Source organism: Exiguobacterium sp. s140, assembly GCF_018617035.1.
Lineage (GTDB): Bacteria > Bacillota > Bacilli > Exiguobacteriales > Exiguobacteriaceae > Exiguobacterium > Exiguobacterium profundum.
The window spans coordinates 397,148-410,555 of sequence record NZ_JACSJK010000002.1; the positions used below are offsets into that span (position 1 = coordinate 397,148).

Here is a 13,408-nt window from a genome sequence, read left to right on the forward strand (position 1 = left end):
ATAATACAAATTAGTTTTTGTATTTGCATTTGTATGCTTGCTGTATCACAATAAAGGAACCAACCCAACGTAAAGGAGATGGAGACATGTCGCAATCGACGCTCCAAACCGCAATCAAGGATGAACTGCTGTCCCGCATCAAAAGTGGGCACTATAAAGAAGGGGAAAAATTTCCGACCGAATACGCGCTTTGCGAGGAGTTCGATGTGAGCCGGACGACGGTACGGGGCGCACTTAACCAGTTGACGATGGAAGGCTATCTAGTCCGTCAACAAGGACGCGGGACGTTCGTAGCCGGGAAGAAAGTACAACAGACGTTGTCGTACACGCCGAACAACTATGCGGCCCAGCTCGCCGTCCAAGGAAAACGTGGGCAAGTCGCCTTGATCGACATCTCGGTCATCTCGGCGTCTGGTCAAATCGCATCGGTGTTTGAAGCGGAAGACAATGCCCCGATCCAGAAGATTGAGCGGATCCGTCATGCGGACGGGGAACCGACGCAGTATGAGGTCTCGTTCATCCCGTGGCAGATTGCACCGGGGATCACGAAGGAACAGGCGGAGCATTCGCTCTTCCGCACACTCGCCGAGGTTCACGACGTTCATGTCGCCAAGACGACAGAGGCACTGGAGATTGCCTTAGCTGACGAGAAGGTGAGTGCACTCCTCGACTGTCCACTCGGGTCACCGTGCTTCCATATCGAGACGGTGACAGAGGATGAGTCGGGACGAGCGATTGAATACTCACGCTCCTACTTCCGCGGAGACAAGACGAGCTTTGTCATCGAACGGGAGTATAATTAACAAAAGCGCCCGACTGTTTCGTGTGGAAACGGTCGAGCGCTTTTATTATCTAGTGATTTAAAAAGGGTATGAAGTCGAAAAACAGAAGATACATACTATCAAATTGAGTAGAGGGAGTGAATTATGTGACGATGTTTACCATCTTCGGTGTCTTGATTTTCGGACTATTGTTGTTGGGAATCAGTGTTGTGATGAAGAAGCGATGGTTATCCATACTCTCGATGGTTCCGATAGTTATTGCTGTAGGACAACTTGCGATGCTTTATTTAATGGGGATGTAATTTTTATCAATAAATATCGTGTATAAACTTTCCCCATACATATTGGATGCAGTCGATTCCTGACTTTATGTACACTAGAACCAGGAGGCGAGAGAAGCATGTCAATCATTGAATTCAAAGATGTGAGTCATCAAGACATCCTGCACCAGGTGTCCGGGACGTTCCGGGAAGGACGAATCACAACGTTCGTCGGACCGAGCGGTGCCGGCAAGACGACGTGTCTGAAGCATATCAACGGATTGCTGTCACCAGACACGGGCACGATTCTTTTTAAAGGGGAAGACATCGCGGAGATGGACATCCTCGAACTTCGAAAGAAAATCGGGATGGCGTTCCAAAGCGCGCCGATGATTCAAGGGACGGTGTACGACAACTTGAATCTCCCGAAAGCCATCTTCGACGAGACACTTGACCGCGACCGGGCTGCCGAATTGCTCCATCGCGTCGACTTGAATGAGGCGCTCCTCGACCAACCCATCAAATCACTGTCGGGTGGGGAACGAAGCCGGGTCGCCATCGCACGAACGCTCGTCAATAAACCGGACGTGCTCTTGCTCGATGAGATCACGGCGAGCCTAGATTACCGAACGGTGAAAGAGATCGAGCGACTCATTCGAAAACTGCAACAATCGTACGGCGTGACCGTCATTTGGATCACCCATGATCTCGACCAGGCACGGCGGGTAAGTGACGACATGTGGTTCTTGAAGGACGGGGAACTACTTGCATTTGGGGACGCATCGTTCATCGATGAGTCGGACAATCCCGTCATCCAACGATTCGTCAGGGGGGAAGATTGATGTCATATATTGAACTCGCGACGGCGCTCATCTTCGTCGTCATCCCGCTCGCCTTGACACTCGTCCTACGACTTGGACTCGAGCGTGATATTATCATTGCGACCGTCCGCTCCATCATTCAACTGCTGATCATCGGCTATATCCTGACGTTCGTCTTTGAGAGCGACAGTCCGATTTTCATGCTGTTGATGATCCTACTCATGATTGTCGCCGCGACACAAAACATTCGACGGAAAGGGGACGGCATTCCGGGTATCATGTGGATCATCGTCTTGACGCTCGTGACGATCGAAGCGCTGACGATGGGACTCATGCTCGGGCTTGGTATCATCCCATTTGAGCCGGAAAAAGTCATTCCGATCAGCGGGATGGTCATCGGGAACAGCATGGTGTTGTCACTCCTGTTCTTGAATAAGTTCAAAGACGAGGTCGAGCGGAGTGACGATGTCATCGAACTCATTCTCTCGCTCGGCGGAACGCCGAAAGTGGCCATCGACCGCAGCTTGAAGAATGCGATTCGGACGAGTATGATCCCGACCGTCGAGGCCCAAAAGACGATGGGACTCGTCCAGCTACCGGGAATGATGAGCGGACTCATCATCGGAGGAGCCGACCCGATGGAAGCGGTCTTGTATCAACTCTTGATCCTGTTCTTGATTTTGACGACTGCCTCGATCTCGGCGACGCTCGTCGGCTATCTGGCGTACCCACGTTTGTTCAACGAGAAGATGCAGTATATCGGACTGACCTATCGGAAGGGGAAATGAGGCATGATCACAGGGATTCATCACGTCCAGATCACGATTCCAACTGGAGCGGAGCAAGAGGCGAAGGCATTTTACTGCGATTTTCTCGGTCTACGTGAAATCGAGAAGCCGGATTCATTGAAGGGACGAGGTGGATTTTGGCTTCAGGTCGGCGACCGTTCCGTTCATGTCGGGGCAGAGGACGATGTGGAACGACAGAAGACGAAAGCGCATATCGCATATGCGGTGACGGATTTAGATTATTGGAAGGAAGCGCTTCGAGAGAACGAAATCACCTACTCCGAAGGTATTCCGATTCCGGGGTTCGACCGGTTCGAGTTTCGGGACCCGTTCGGCAATCGGGTCGAGATGATTCAAGCGCTCTGACGAAAGGGAGCATCCACCGCGGATGCTCCCTTTGTCGTTCTTCAAGAAATACCGAACAGGCGAGTCACTTGCTCCCATTCGGACGGGTAGGCGTTACTGCCATGATGTTCGTGAATGAGTGTCCCGTTCGTGTATACGCTGAGGCTCCACTGCGTACCGTCTAGCGTGCGAACCCCTTCGAGTTCTTCGAAAACGGGTGGCCACCAATTTGTTCCAAGCAGATGAAACGCGACACGCATCTGTTTCGCTTCCTCGCCCTCATAGTATTCGAATTCAAAGGGCTCGGTGATCGCTCGGTCGGACCGCTCAATGTGACGAAGGACAGTGCCCCTCTCAAAAAAGGTGATCGTACTCACATCATACGTGCCGAACCCACCGACGCGGAAGATGACCTCGACCATCGATTCTTGATTCCGACCGACTGCCTGTAGGACGCGCTTTTGAAGCGGATGTTCGACGAAAGAGGGAGGGATATGATAAAGGGCGCGAAACGTTTTGTCTTTCATGAAACTTCAACCTTTCTCGGACATAAGATGCCCCGAGTATAGCGGAATCTTCCTATCGAGGTAGATAAAATAAAATGCAAGGTACGAAAAAAGCACCTCCTAAGAGATGCTTCAAGGTTAATACACTTCGTACGTCTTTCCGGTCTGCGCGCCTTCGACACTCTTCACATAGGTGAGGGCGACCCGTTCACCTGGTACCGCCGCGTAACCACAGAAATACGGTCCGTACGCATCGAGTGCTTCGACGAGGATGTTCTGCAATCAAGTTGCCTTCGGTGGGACAGCCGTGCCTTGATGGAATCGCATCTTCCAACGTCCGTCCACGAATACCCATATCGAGCTGCGGCGTGTTTCGCGATTCAATACCGGTTGAACGAGACGGTACGTCACCAAAACGTGACCTTCCGTCAACGGATGCAGCGTGAATTCGGATAACACCGCCTCGATCGGGTCAAGCTGGAGTGTCGTCTGATCCCAGTCTTGATACAGCAACCGTCCCGAGCTACCGATTTCAAAGAAGTCGTCGGTCAACAGTTCACGCAACCGCTCCGTCGACTGCCTGACTTCCGTCGTCAATAACGCTTCTTCTAGTGTTTGAAGATGATCTGCCAACTCGTTCATGTCACGACTTCCTCTCTTCGTTGATTCATCACGATGACGCCGAGGACGATCAACAACAGACCGATGCCGTTCAATGCCGAGAGAACTTCCCCATATATGAACACTCCGATGAGTCCCGTCGCCACCGTCCCGAGTCCAGCCCAGATGCTATAGGCGATACTGAGGGGGATCGTTTTCAACACGATGCCCATGAGGGTGAACGAGGCGGCGAAACTGACCAAGAGGATGGCACTCGGCACGAGATTCGTGAATCCATCCGACAGTTTCAACATCGACGTTCCGAGCACCTCAAATCCGATAGAAAAGAACAGTAAAAGATAGGCTTTCATTCCGATTCACCTCACACTTTCATCAAGATGAGCCCGATGATGACGAGCCCGATCCCTGCAATTTTTTGACGGCTGATTTGTTCCCGGAAGACGACGAATCCGATCACCGCCGTGAGTGCCGTCCCGACCCCGCTCCAAAACGCATACGCGAAGCTGAGTGGGATGGTGAAGAGGGCAAGTGATAAGAGATAAAACGCCGTCCCATAACCGAAGGCGACCCCGAGAATCGGGAGTCGACTCGTCGAGGTGGCGTTCACTTTCAACATGCTCGACCCGAACAGTTCCGAGGCGATGGCCCCGATCAAATAGATGAATCCCATATTACAATCCTCCTTGAAGCAACTCGTCACATGCTTCCCGAATGAGTGTCGCCGCACGGTCCTTGAACGATTCGCTATACCCATACAAGACAGCGAACCAAAAGCCGTCACAGAGAAGGCGAAGTTTTAAAATCGCATCCTGATCCGGCCCGTCGACAGCGAATCGCTCGTCCCAACCGGTCGACACGTCACTCCAAATCGACTCGCTCGTCGCATCCTCTTGCGAGGAGATAAAGACGGCGACGAGGTCCATATCTCCGTGATCGACATCATCCAATGTCGCCAGCGCATAGGCACGGGTAAACGAATATGGACCGTCCGATAGATGGGCGGTGATTCGTTTCTCGAACGTCTCGATGGCGAATTCGTTCATCTGTCGCAATAAGTTGGCCTTATTGTTGAAATGATAGAGGACCCCAGCTTTCGTGATTCCTGCTTTCGTCGCCAATCGTTCGAGCGACAACTGACTGATCCCGTCCTCTCGAATCATCTGGGCGGCAGTCTGTAGCAACAATTGTTTTTTATTCATCCAATCACACCTCTCTTTACTTTACTAACCGTTCAGTAAAGTTAGTCTATCAAAATTTGCGAGGGGTTGTCGAGATAGAACGTTGATGGAATAATCAGGGAAAAGGGGGGCGTGACATGGGTTCACATTTGATGCATCTCGTCATCGCGAACGAGATGTTACCAGCGTTGTCGGAGGTGGATGAGGTCGCATTCTTGCTCGGAAGTCTCGCACCGGATGCGACGACTGAAAAAGAGGCATCCCATTACTACGCAGGACGCCATGATGATTTATCTCGTCGCTTGGATCTTTCCCAATATTGGATTGACAGCAAGGAGGAAGACTTCTCGTATCGACTCGGCTATTACGCGCACCTCGTCGCGGATGAGGTCTGGTTGCAGGGGTTCTATAAAGGTTGGTTGAAAGAGCTCATCACCCAGGACCCGTCAAAACAGGCGGTCTATTATGCGGACTTTGATGCGTACAATGCTCGGCTGTCGGAACGCCTCGGGACGTTCGATTTTGAACGCTTGAAAGGAAATCCAGAGCTCGTTGAACTGGTCGAGAAAGTCGAGCGGGACGCGGCGACGACGAAGGAGGGGACGTACACGATGTTCCTCCCGCATCAATTGGATGGCTACGTGGATACGTGTGTCCGCCGCTGCCTCGAGATGGTCAAACGGAAGCGGGCGATGCTCGTATGAACAAGCGATACGCACCACTATACGCAACGCTCGGACTCTTTATCGTGACGGTGATTACCTTCTTCACCTTGAACGGTCGAGTGTTTCCGAACCTCGATTTGATGATGGTCATTTGGGTATATCTCCCGATTGACATCGCCTTGTTCGCCACGTTGATTTGGGGTCTGTTCACGAAGGATCGAATCATAAAAATCTACACGCTTCTTGCGACAATTGGCTTGATGATTCCGTTGTCGATTTGGATTTTCCTGTTGCTGTTGGCGAACGGGATCTCGGAGGCATGAGTCAGATGGACGAACCGAAGAACATTCCGTTTCTAATGCGCCGCGTGCCGTTTTTCATATTAGCAGCCCTCGTGGCCCCGGTAGCGCTCGTCCTTCTAGTCATATATTGGCGAGATTTGGACGATGATTTACGATTTGGACATCTTATTTTTTCGGTCATCTTATCCTTATTTTTCGTGGTGGACCTTCTGCCGAGAGGGATGACACAAACCGTATTATTGGCGTTTACAATCACATGTGTATGGTTCATCACCTATATTGTGTTCCGGGGTAAAAAGAGGGCACGGCACAATAATGATTGAACTCTAAACTAAATCGCATGAACTCAACCGAGAAAGTGGACCTCCACTTTCTTTTTTTGTGCGCGCATCTATAGAAAGAAATTTTTTCCTATCCGAATCTTGTCAAATTGGCATTGCGTATCCACATTTTGTTTGTTATGCTACTTGATGAAAACGACAATGATAATCATTATCACTGATAACGAGAACGCGAGAATAGACATACATAACCAACGTGGCTCGTTTTTGGTGCGAGGATCATTGAAATTTACATACAGGGGAGATGGATGAAGTGGGGAAATTTAAGATTTCACTCATGTTGACGTTGCTCGTCTTCGTACTCGCCGCATGTGGCGGAACGAGTGAGACGAAGAAAGAAGAAAACGTCGACGGCGCAACAAAGACAGAGACGGTCGAAATTACAGACGCACATGGCACAATCGAGGTACCGGTCAACCCGGAGAAGGTCGTCGCCCTTGATAACCGGACGTTTGAAACATTGGCAGCATGGGACATCGATTTGGTGGCGGCACCGATCGGACTCCTTCCAGCAGAGTCGCCATACGCATCAGACAAAGACATCGCGGACGTCGGCATGCACTTCGAGCCGAACTTAGAGGCGATTGCGGGAGTTGACCCGGACGTCGTCATCGTCGGTCAACGTTTCGCAGATTACTACGAGGACATTAAAAAGTTGGTACCGGAAGCAGCGGTCATCGATTTGAACATCGAGATCCCAGAAGATTCAGGCACACCGGGTGAGATTTTAGTCAAAGGATTGACAGACACGACGCTCACACTCGGGAAAATCTTTGACAAAAACACAGAAGCCGAAGCCATCGTCGCGGACCTCGACAAATCGATCGAAGACGTGAAAGCGGCATACAACGGAAAAGACACAATCATGTCGGTCATCGTATCGGGCGGAGACATCGGGTTCTCAGCACCGGTAACGGGACGCGTGTTCGGACCGATGTACGACATCTTCGGATGGGTCCCAGCCCTTGAAGTCGAGAAGACGACAGGTGATCATGAAGGTGACGAAGTATCCGTCGAAGCCATCGCGGAAAGCAACCCAGACTGGTTGTTCGTTCTCGACCGTGACGCACCACTCGGTGACGCAGAAGGCGCAGTACCAGCAGAAGACGTGATCGACAACGCACCGGCGCTTCAAAAGACGACGGCTGTGACGAAAGAGCAAATCGTCTATGCCCCGAAAGACACGTACTTGAACGAATCGATTCAAACGTACGCAGAATTCTTCAACAGTGTCACGGAAGCGCTCGCTAAGTAAGGATCCGTCATGCAAAAACCATTGACAGCCAGGGTTGAGACGATGTCTCAGCCCTCCTTTTCTAGATTGTGGACGAAGTCGTTCGTGTTCACCGTGATCATCGTCCTCGGTTTGGCGGTGCTGTCGCTTTTTACCGGGGTGTACGATCTGTCACGGACAGACGGCTTCGATATGTTTTGGATCACCCGAGTCCCACGGACGGTCGCCCTCATGCTGACGGGTGCGGCAATGGCGATGGCGGGGCTCGTCATGCAGCTCATCACGCAAAACCGACTCGTCGAACCGACGACGACGGGGACGCTCGAATGGGCGGGACTCGGACTGCTCACCGTTTACTTGCTCGTACCGGCACCGAGCCTCATGATGCGGATGACCGGGGCGATCGTCTTCTCGTTCATCGGGACGATGGTCTTCTTCTGGTTTTTACGTTCGGTCAAACTCCGTTCATCGCTTATCGTACCGATTATCGGGCTCATGTTAGGGGCGGTCATCTCCGCTATCTCGACGTTCCTCGGTCTGTTCTTCCGGGCAAGCCAGGCGATTGAGGGCTGGTTCGTCGGTTCGTTCGCCTCGGTGCAAATCGGGCGCTACGAGTATCTATGGGTCATCATCGTCGTGACGGTACTCATCTTCTTACTGGCGAATCGCTTGACGCTCGCGGGGCTCGGGGAAGACATCGCGACGAGTCTCGGCGTGAACTATAACCAGCTCATGATGATGGCGACGGGGCTCATCGCCTTATCGGTCGGTGTCGTGGCGACGGTCATCGGGAATTTACCGTTCCTTGGACTCATCGTCCCGAACCTCGTCTCGATGTTCCGCGGGGATGATTTGCGCAGCAACCTGCCATGGGTCTGTCTTGTCGGGATGGGGGCGATTCTCGTCAGTGACTTGATTTCACGGACGATCATCATGCCGTTCGAGCTCCCGGTCTCACTGATTCTCGGGACGGTCGGTGCAGTCGTCTTCATTATGATCTTGATGCGACAACGGAAGAAGGGAGGGGTTCGATGAGTACGGTCATAGAACGAGACGGTGTCGACGTATCAATCGGGGAATTGAGAGAAGAACGTCACGCCTCGGCATTTCAATCGAAACGGGCGAGCAGACGCTATTGGCTCTTCTTAAGTGCCTTCATTCTCGGCGGACTATTGTGTGCGCTCGGGCTTCTCCTTTATAACAATCCGGTCCCGATGGACTCTCCGTCATTCGTGCCGGTCGTGGAACGGCGAATCGTCGCCATCGTCACGATGTTGATTGCGGCACTCTGTCAAAGTCTTGCGACGGTCGCATTCCACTCCGTGACGAACAACCGTATCATCACGCCATCGCTCCTTGGATTCGACGCGCTCTATTCGACGATTCAGACGAGCATGGTCTTCTTCTTCGGGGCAGGGGCGTTGATCGGCTTCTCGGGGACAAGCGCCTTCTTGACACAGGTCGGGCTCATGGTGACGATGAGTCTCCTCCTTTACGGCTGGCTCTTGTCAGGGAAATACGCTAACCTGCAGCTCATGCTGCTCATCGGGATCATCATTGGGACGGGTCTGAACTCGGTGTCGTCGTTCATGCGCCGCATGCTCGCCCCGTCCGAGTTCGATATCCTGCAGGCACGACTGTTCGGTTCGGTGACGAATGCCGACGTGGCGTACTTTCCCATCGTCATCCCGATCGTCGTCATCGCCGGGACACTCTTGTTTCTGTTCTCGAATCGCTTGAATATCGTCGCACTCGGCAAGGACGTCGCGACGACGTTCGGGGTGAATCATCGGAGGAGCGTCATCTACACGCTCGTCCTGATCTCACTCCTCATGTCCGTCTCGACGGCGCTCATCGGACCGCTCACGTTCTTCGGATTCCTAGTCGCGACGCTCAGCTATCAGGTCGCCTCGACGTATGACCATAAGTACGTCTTTCCGATGGCGTTCGCCCTAGGGTTCTTCGTCTTGACGAGTGCATATTTCTTTATGTATCACATATTCCAGACGCCAAGTGTCGTCTCCGTCATCATCGAACTGTTCGGCGGACTCATCTTCTTGGCCGTCATTCTAAGGAAGAGGTCGCTATGATTCAAATCGAACAAGTCAAAAAATCGTATACAGACGACGTCCACATCGGACCGCTCACGCTCGACATCCCGAAAGCCGGGTTCACTTCACTCATTGGGCCGAACGGGGCGGGCAAATCGACGACGCTCATGATGATCGGACGGTTGCTCAACTTAGACGAGGGACAGATCCAAGTCGCCGGCATGGACGTGTCGAGCACGAAGTCGAAAGACTTGGCGAAAATCATCACCATCCTGCGCCAAGAGAACCACTTCGTGACAAGGCTCACGGTCCGACAACTCGCCGGGTTCGGGCGTTTTCCTTATTCGAAAGGACGTCTCACGAAAGAGGACGAGGCCATCATCTCGAAATATATCGACTTCCTCGATTTGACCGCGCTCGAGAACCGCTATCTCGACGAGCTCTCAGGGGGGCAAAGGCAGCGTGCTTATGTGGCGATGGTGCTCTGTCAGGAGACGGAATACGTCCTCCTCGATGAACCGCTCAACAACTTAGACATCGCCCGTTCGGTACAGATGATGGAGTATTTACGCCATGTCGCCGACGAGTTCGGACGGACGATCGTCACGGTGCTCCACGACATCAACTTCGCGGCGAAATATTCGGATCGCATCTGTGCGATGAAAGACGGACAGATCGCTGCGTTTGGAACGGTCGATGAGATCATGGACGCGAAGATTTTATCCGAAATTTTTGAGACGAAACTCGAAATCATCGAAGGGCCGTATGGGCCGATTGCAGTGTACTGAGTCATTAGAAATTGAATCGTTGTACAACGGTAACTTTAAACCGTAGTATTATCAATACTTCAGTTACATCAAACTAAGGAGGATTCACATGAAAATTGACTGGACACCGATCACCAAAGTCGTGGCCGAGGCACCGGATACATACACGTTCCATCTTGCCTTGCCACCTGAGTTCACGTGGCAAGAAGGGGCGCACACGCACCTCGCGCTCGAAGGGTTCAACGCCGGGGACAAGCCGGACCGGAGCCTCGTCCGCCATATGTCGATCTCGACATTGCCGCACGAAGGGGCGATTGGCATCACGACCCGCATCAAGTCCGAATGCTCGACGTTCAAATCGATCCTTCGCGACATGGTACCGGGGGACAAGGTCGCCTTGTTCAAGACACATTCGAACGTCCCACTCGAACGGAGCGGGAAGAATGTCTACCTCTTATCGGCAGGTGTCGGACTCGCGACATTCCGTCCAGTCGTTCTCGAGTACTTGGCGAACGGGGAAGGTGTCCCGCATCTCCATTCGTTGAACGTCGATTCGTCGAAGGCGTATCTGTTCGGTGACGTCTTCGAATCGAACGAGCACTTCACGTCAGAGTTCGTCCCGAGTCGGAAAGACTACTACGAGCGCGTGGAGATGATGGCATCCGACAAGGGCGCCTTGTTCTACATCGTCGGCAGTGACGAGCTGTTGCGCGAAACAATCCACGTGCTCCGAACGAACGGGGTGGCATGTAACAACATCAAGATCGACAAACATGATTTTCAGCGAGAAGACTTTTTAGGCTGACACTCAAACCGGGGACACGTGCCCCGGTTTTTTCGTGCACAGTTGGACGAAGCGCTCGAAGATGCCACGTCCGTCCGGCGTCCCGATCGACTCGGGGTGGAACTGGACGCCGTACGTCGGATGGGTCGGGTGCTCGAGTGCCATGATGACACCGTCTGTCGTCTCGGCCGTGACCGTCAGTTCGGTCTCTTGTACGACGAGCGAGTGATAGCGCATGACGTCCATCGACAAGCCTTCGAATAAGACACTCGGTGATGTATTAATCCGTGACACTTTCCCATGCATCACCTCGTTCGCCCGTCCGACGACCCCACCGAACGCCTCGGCGATGACCTGATGACCGAGACAGACCCCGAGAATCGGGATGTAACCGGACAATTGTCGCACGACCGCGAGCGAGACCCCGGCGTCTTCTGGACCACCGGGACCGGGAGAAAGGATGATGCCACTCGGGTTCATGCGACGGATTTCTTCTATAGTATGTTCATCGTTCCGGATGACGCAGACGTCACTGAAGCGGGCGACGTCTTGATAGACGTTATATGTGAACGAATCGTAGTTATCGATGAGGAGAATCATGCGAACACCTCCAATAGGGATTTGGCTTTATGCAGCGTTTCTTCATATTCTGATACCGGGTCGGAGTCATAGACGATGCCGGCGCCGGCTTGGACATGGGCCGTGTCACCTTGGACGACCATCGTCCGGATGGCGAGGGCGAAGTCGAATCCGCCCCGAACGTCGAGATAGCCGACCGCCCCGGCATAGACTTCCCGTTTCACCGTCTCGAGCTCATCAATCAACTGCATCGCCCGAATCTTTGGAGCTCCGGACACGGTACCGGCCGGAAGACAGGCACGGAGCGCATCGATCGGGGTCACATCGTCACGTAAATCTCCTTCGACTTCCGAGACGAGATGCATCACGTTTTTGAACCGTTCGAGCTCAATGTGTTTCGGGATGGTGACCGTACCGACTTTCGCGACCCGCCCGATATCGTTTCGTCCGAGGTCGAGGAGCATCCGATGCTCGGCGAGTTCTTTCTCGTCTTGAAGGAGTGATTCTGCGTGACGCATGTCTTCCTCGACGGTCTTTCCACGAGGGCGTGTCCCGGCGATCGGGTTCGTCGTCACTTTGCCGTTCTCGACCCGGACGAGACTCTCCGGTGAGGCACCGAGGACGATCGCTTCCCCGAGGTCGATGTAGAACAAGTACGGACTCGGATTTTGTTTCCGCAGCGTCCGGTAAAAGTGGAACGGGTCCCCGGTGAACGTCGCGTCGATTCGTTGTGACAAGACGAGTTGGAACACCTCGCCCGCAAGGATCGCCTCTTTTGCCTGGAGCACACGGTCGATAAATTCGTCCTTCGGCGTCAAAATCTGCTCGCTCGTCCGCACGACCGGTTCGAGGGCGTGCGTCTCCGGTGTCTCGAGCTGTTCACGGATGGACTCGAGTCGCGTGGTCGCATCCGTCTCACTCGTATCGATCAGGATGACCTGTTCCTCGAGGTGGTCGTATAAGACGACCGTCTCATAGCGCTGGAAGAGGGCGTCCGGCAAATCACGCGTCACGGTCGGCGTGTTCGGGATCGGTTCAAACACCCGAAGCAAGTCATAACCGATATAGCCGACAGCACCGCCGATAAACGGGTACGGGGCAGTGAAGTCGTCACGGGTGATGCGTTCTGATAGGGCATGGAGCGGGTCGTCCGCATAAATTGTTCCCGTTGCATCCGTCACGTCGTTCCCATCGACCCGGATCGTCTCGACAGGGTTCGCCGCGATGATGGAGTAGCGGCCGTGCTTGCCTTCCGCGCGACTTTCGAGCAATACCTTTCGTTCACCTTGCAGTCGGTGGAAGATTGCCACCGGTGTGAGTTCGTCACCATTGATGATCCGTTGTTGCATTGAAAAAACCTCCTTATAATGGATAGTAGAAAGGG

The 13,408-nt window shown here is 53.1% G+C and carries 20 protein-coding genes and 1 pseudogene; 13 read left to right on the forward strand and 8 right to left on the reverse strand.

All coding sequences use genetic code 11. From position 1 onward, the window contains the following. Window positions 1-86 precede the first annotated feature (86 nt). From KNO61_RS10140 to KNO61_RS10160, 5 genes are all read left to right on the forward strand, one after another. Entirely contained in the window at window positions 87-803 is a 717-nt protein-coding gene (locus KNO61_RS10140) for a GntR family transcriptional regulator (protein ID WP_078147525.1), read from the forward strand. Window positions 804-928: 125 nt separating this feature from the next. Next, window positions 929-1,084 carry a hypothetical protein gene (locus tag KNO61_RS10145; RefSeq protein WP_214687420.1) on the forward strand — a complete coding sequence of 52 codons (156 nt, stop codon included), beginning with the start codon at window positions 929-931 and terminating at the stop codon, window positions 1,082-1,084. A 98-nt stretch (window positions 1,085-1,182) separates the two neighbouring features. Further along, the gene (locus tag KNO61_RS10150; protein WP_214873110.1) at window positions 1,183-1,884 is read left to right on the forward strand and encodes an ABC transporter ATP-binding protein; all 702 of its coding nucleotides are present in this window, start codon (window positions 1,183-1,185) and stop codon (window positions 1,882-1,884) included. Next, window positions 1,884-2,651, forward strand: coding sequence for an ABC transporter permease (locus KNO61_RS10155; RefSeq protein WP_074035973.1), 768 nt, complete (start codon window positions 1,884-1,886; stop codon window positions 2,649-2,651). The genes KNO61_RS10150 and KNO61_RS10155 overlap by 1 nt, the downstream gene beginning before the upstream one ends. 3 nt (window positions 2,652-2,654) lie before the next feature. Continuing rightward, window positions 2,655-3,017: a VOC family protein gene (locus KNO61_RS10160; RefSeq protein WP_214683592.1), complete on the forward strand. Its 363-nt coding sequence runs from the start codon at window positions 2,655-2,657 to the stop codon at window positions 3,015-3,017. A gap of 41 nt (window positions 3,018-3,058) precedes the next feature. Here KNO61_RS10160 and KNO61_RS10165 read toward each other — a convergent pair whose 3' ends face one another. The 6 genes and pseudogenes from KNO61_RS10165 to KNO61_RS10190 all read right to left on the reverse strand — a co-directional run bounded on the left by KNO61_RS10165 (window position 3,059) and on the right by KNO61_RS10190 (window position 5,322). After that, on the reverse strand, window positions 3,059-3,523 hold the full coding sequence (locus tag KNO61_RS10165) for a hypothetical protein (RefSeq protein WP_214873112.1): 465 nt from the start codon (window positions 3,521-3,523) through the stop codon (window positions 3,059-3,061). A gap of 117 nt (window positions 3,524-3,640) precedes the next feature. Next, window positions 3,641-3,778 (reverse strand): annotated as a pseudogene (locus KNO61_RS10170) (short chain dehydrogenase); the annotation flags it as partial. 6 nt (window positions 3,779-3,784) lie between these two features. Beyond that, window positions 3,785-4,144, reverse strand: a complete 360-nt coding sequence (locus KNO61_RS10175) for a nuclear transport factor 2 family protein (RefSeq protein WP_214873116.1) — start codon at window positions 4,142-4,144, stop codon at window positions 3,785-3,787. Continuing rightward, the gene (locus KNO61_RS10180) at window positions 4,141-4,473 is read right to left on the reverse strand and encodes a DMT family transporter (RefSeq protein ID WP_214683601.1); all 333 of its coding nucleotides are present in this window, start codon (window positions 4,471-4,473) and stop codon (window positions 4,141-4,143) included. Before KNO61_RS10180 ends, KNO61_RS10175 begins: the two co-directional genes overlap by 4 nt. 11 nt (window positions 4,474-4,484) lie before the next feature. Next, window positions 4,485-4,793 carry a DMT family transporter gene (locus KNO61_RS10185; RefSeq protein WP_214683602.1) on the reverse strand — a complete coding sequence of 103 codons (309 nt, stop codon included), beginning with the start codon at window positions 4,791-4,793 and terminating at the stop codon, window positions 4,485-4,487. A gap of 1 nt (window position 4,794) precedes the next feature. Then, the gene (locus KNO61_RS10190; protein WP_214873118.1) at window positions 4,795-5,322 is read right to left on the reverse strand and encodes a TetR/AcrR family transcriptional regulator; all 528 of its coding nucleotides are present in this window, start codon (window positions 5,320-5,322) and stop codon (window positions 4,795-4,797) included. A gap of 116 nt (window positions 5,323-5,438) precedes the next feature. On the opposite strand from KNO61_RS10190, the gene KNO61_RS10195 reads away from it, so the two are divergent. From KNO61_RS10195 to KNO61_RS10230, 8 genes are all read left to right on the forward strand, one after another. Next, on the forward strand, window positions 5,439-6,005 hold the full coding sequence (locus tag KNO61_RS10195; RefSeq protein WP_214873120.1) for a zinc dependent phospholipase C family protein: 567 nt from the start codon (window positions 5,439-5,441) through the stop codon (window positions 6,003-6,005). Continuing rightward, window positions 6,002-6,289, forward strand: a complete 288-nt coding sequence (locus KNO61_RS10200) for a hypothetical protein (RefSeq protein ID WP_214873123.1) — start codon at window positions 6,002-6,004, stop codon at window positions 6,287-6,289. The genes KNO61_RS10195 and KNO61_RS10200 overlap by 4 nt, the downstream gene beginning before the upstream one ends. Before the next feature lie 5 nt (window positions 6,290-6,294). Next, window positions 6,295-6,591: a hypothetical protein gene (locus KNO61_RS10205; protein ID WP_214873125.1), complete on the forward strand. Its 297-nt coding sequence runs from the start codon at window positions 6,295-6,297 to the stop codon at window positions 6,589-6,591. A 262-nt stretch (window positions 6,592-6,853) separates the two neighbouring features. After that, window positions 6,854-7,864: a siderophore ABC transporter substrate-binding protein gene (locus tag KNO61_RS10210; RefSeq protein ID WP_214873128.1), complete on the forward strand. Its 1,011-nt coding sequence runs from the start codon at window positions 6,854-6,856 to the stop codon at window positions 7,862-7,864. A gap of 9 nt (window positions 7,865-7,873) precedes the next feature. Next, window positions 7,874-8,878, forward strand: a complete 1,005-nt coding sequence (locus KNO61_RS10215) for an ABC transporter permease (protein WP_074035985.1) — start codon at window positions 7,874-7,876, stop codon at window positions 8,876-8,878. After that, on the forward strand, window positions 8,875-9,933 hold the full coding sequence (locus tag KNO61_RS10220) for an iron chelate uptake ABC transporter family permease subunit (protein WP_214774626.1): 1,059 nt from the start codon (window positions 8,875-8,877) through the stop codon (window positions 9,931-9,933). Before KNO61_RS10215 ends, KNO61_RS10220 begins: the two co-directional genes overlap by 4 nt. Continuing rightward, window positions 9,930-10,682 carry an iron ABC transporter ATP-binding protein gene (locus KNO61_RS10225; protein ID WP_031422518.1) on the forward strand — a complete coding sequence of 251 codons (753 nt, stop codon included), beginning with the start codon at window positions 9,930-9,932 and terminating at the stop codon, window positions 10,680-10,682. The genes KNO61_RS10220 and KNO61_RS10225 overlap by 4 nt, the downstream gene beginning before the upstream one ends. A gap of 88 nt (window positions 10,683-10,770) precedes the next feature. Next, window positions 10,771-11,466 carry a ferredoxin reductase domain-containing protein gene (locus KNO61_RS10230; RefSeq protein ID WP_214873130.1) on the forward strand — a complete coding sequence of 232 codons (696 nt, stop codon included), beginning with the start codon at window positions 10,771-10,773 and terminating at the stop codon, window positions 11,464-11,466. Between the two features lie 3 nt (window positions 11,467-11,469). Here the strand turns inward: KNO61_RS10230 and KNO61_RS10235 are convergent, their stop codons facing one another. Next, entirely contained in the window at window positions 11,470-12,045 is a 576-nt protein-coding gene (locus KNO61_RS10235; protein ID WP_214873132.1) for an anthranilate synthase component II, read from the reverse strand. Next, window positions 12,042-13,373, reverse strand: a complete 1,332-nt coding sequence (trpE, locus tag KNO61_RS10240; protein WP_214873134.1) for an anthranilate synthase component I — start codon at window positions 13,371-13,373, stop codon at window positions 12,042-12,044. Before trpE ends, KNO61_RS10235 begins: the two co-directional genes overlap by 4 nt. Between the last annotated feature and the right edge of the window lie 35 nt (window positions 13,374-13,408).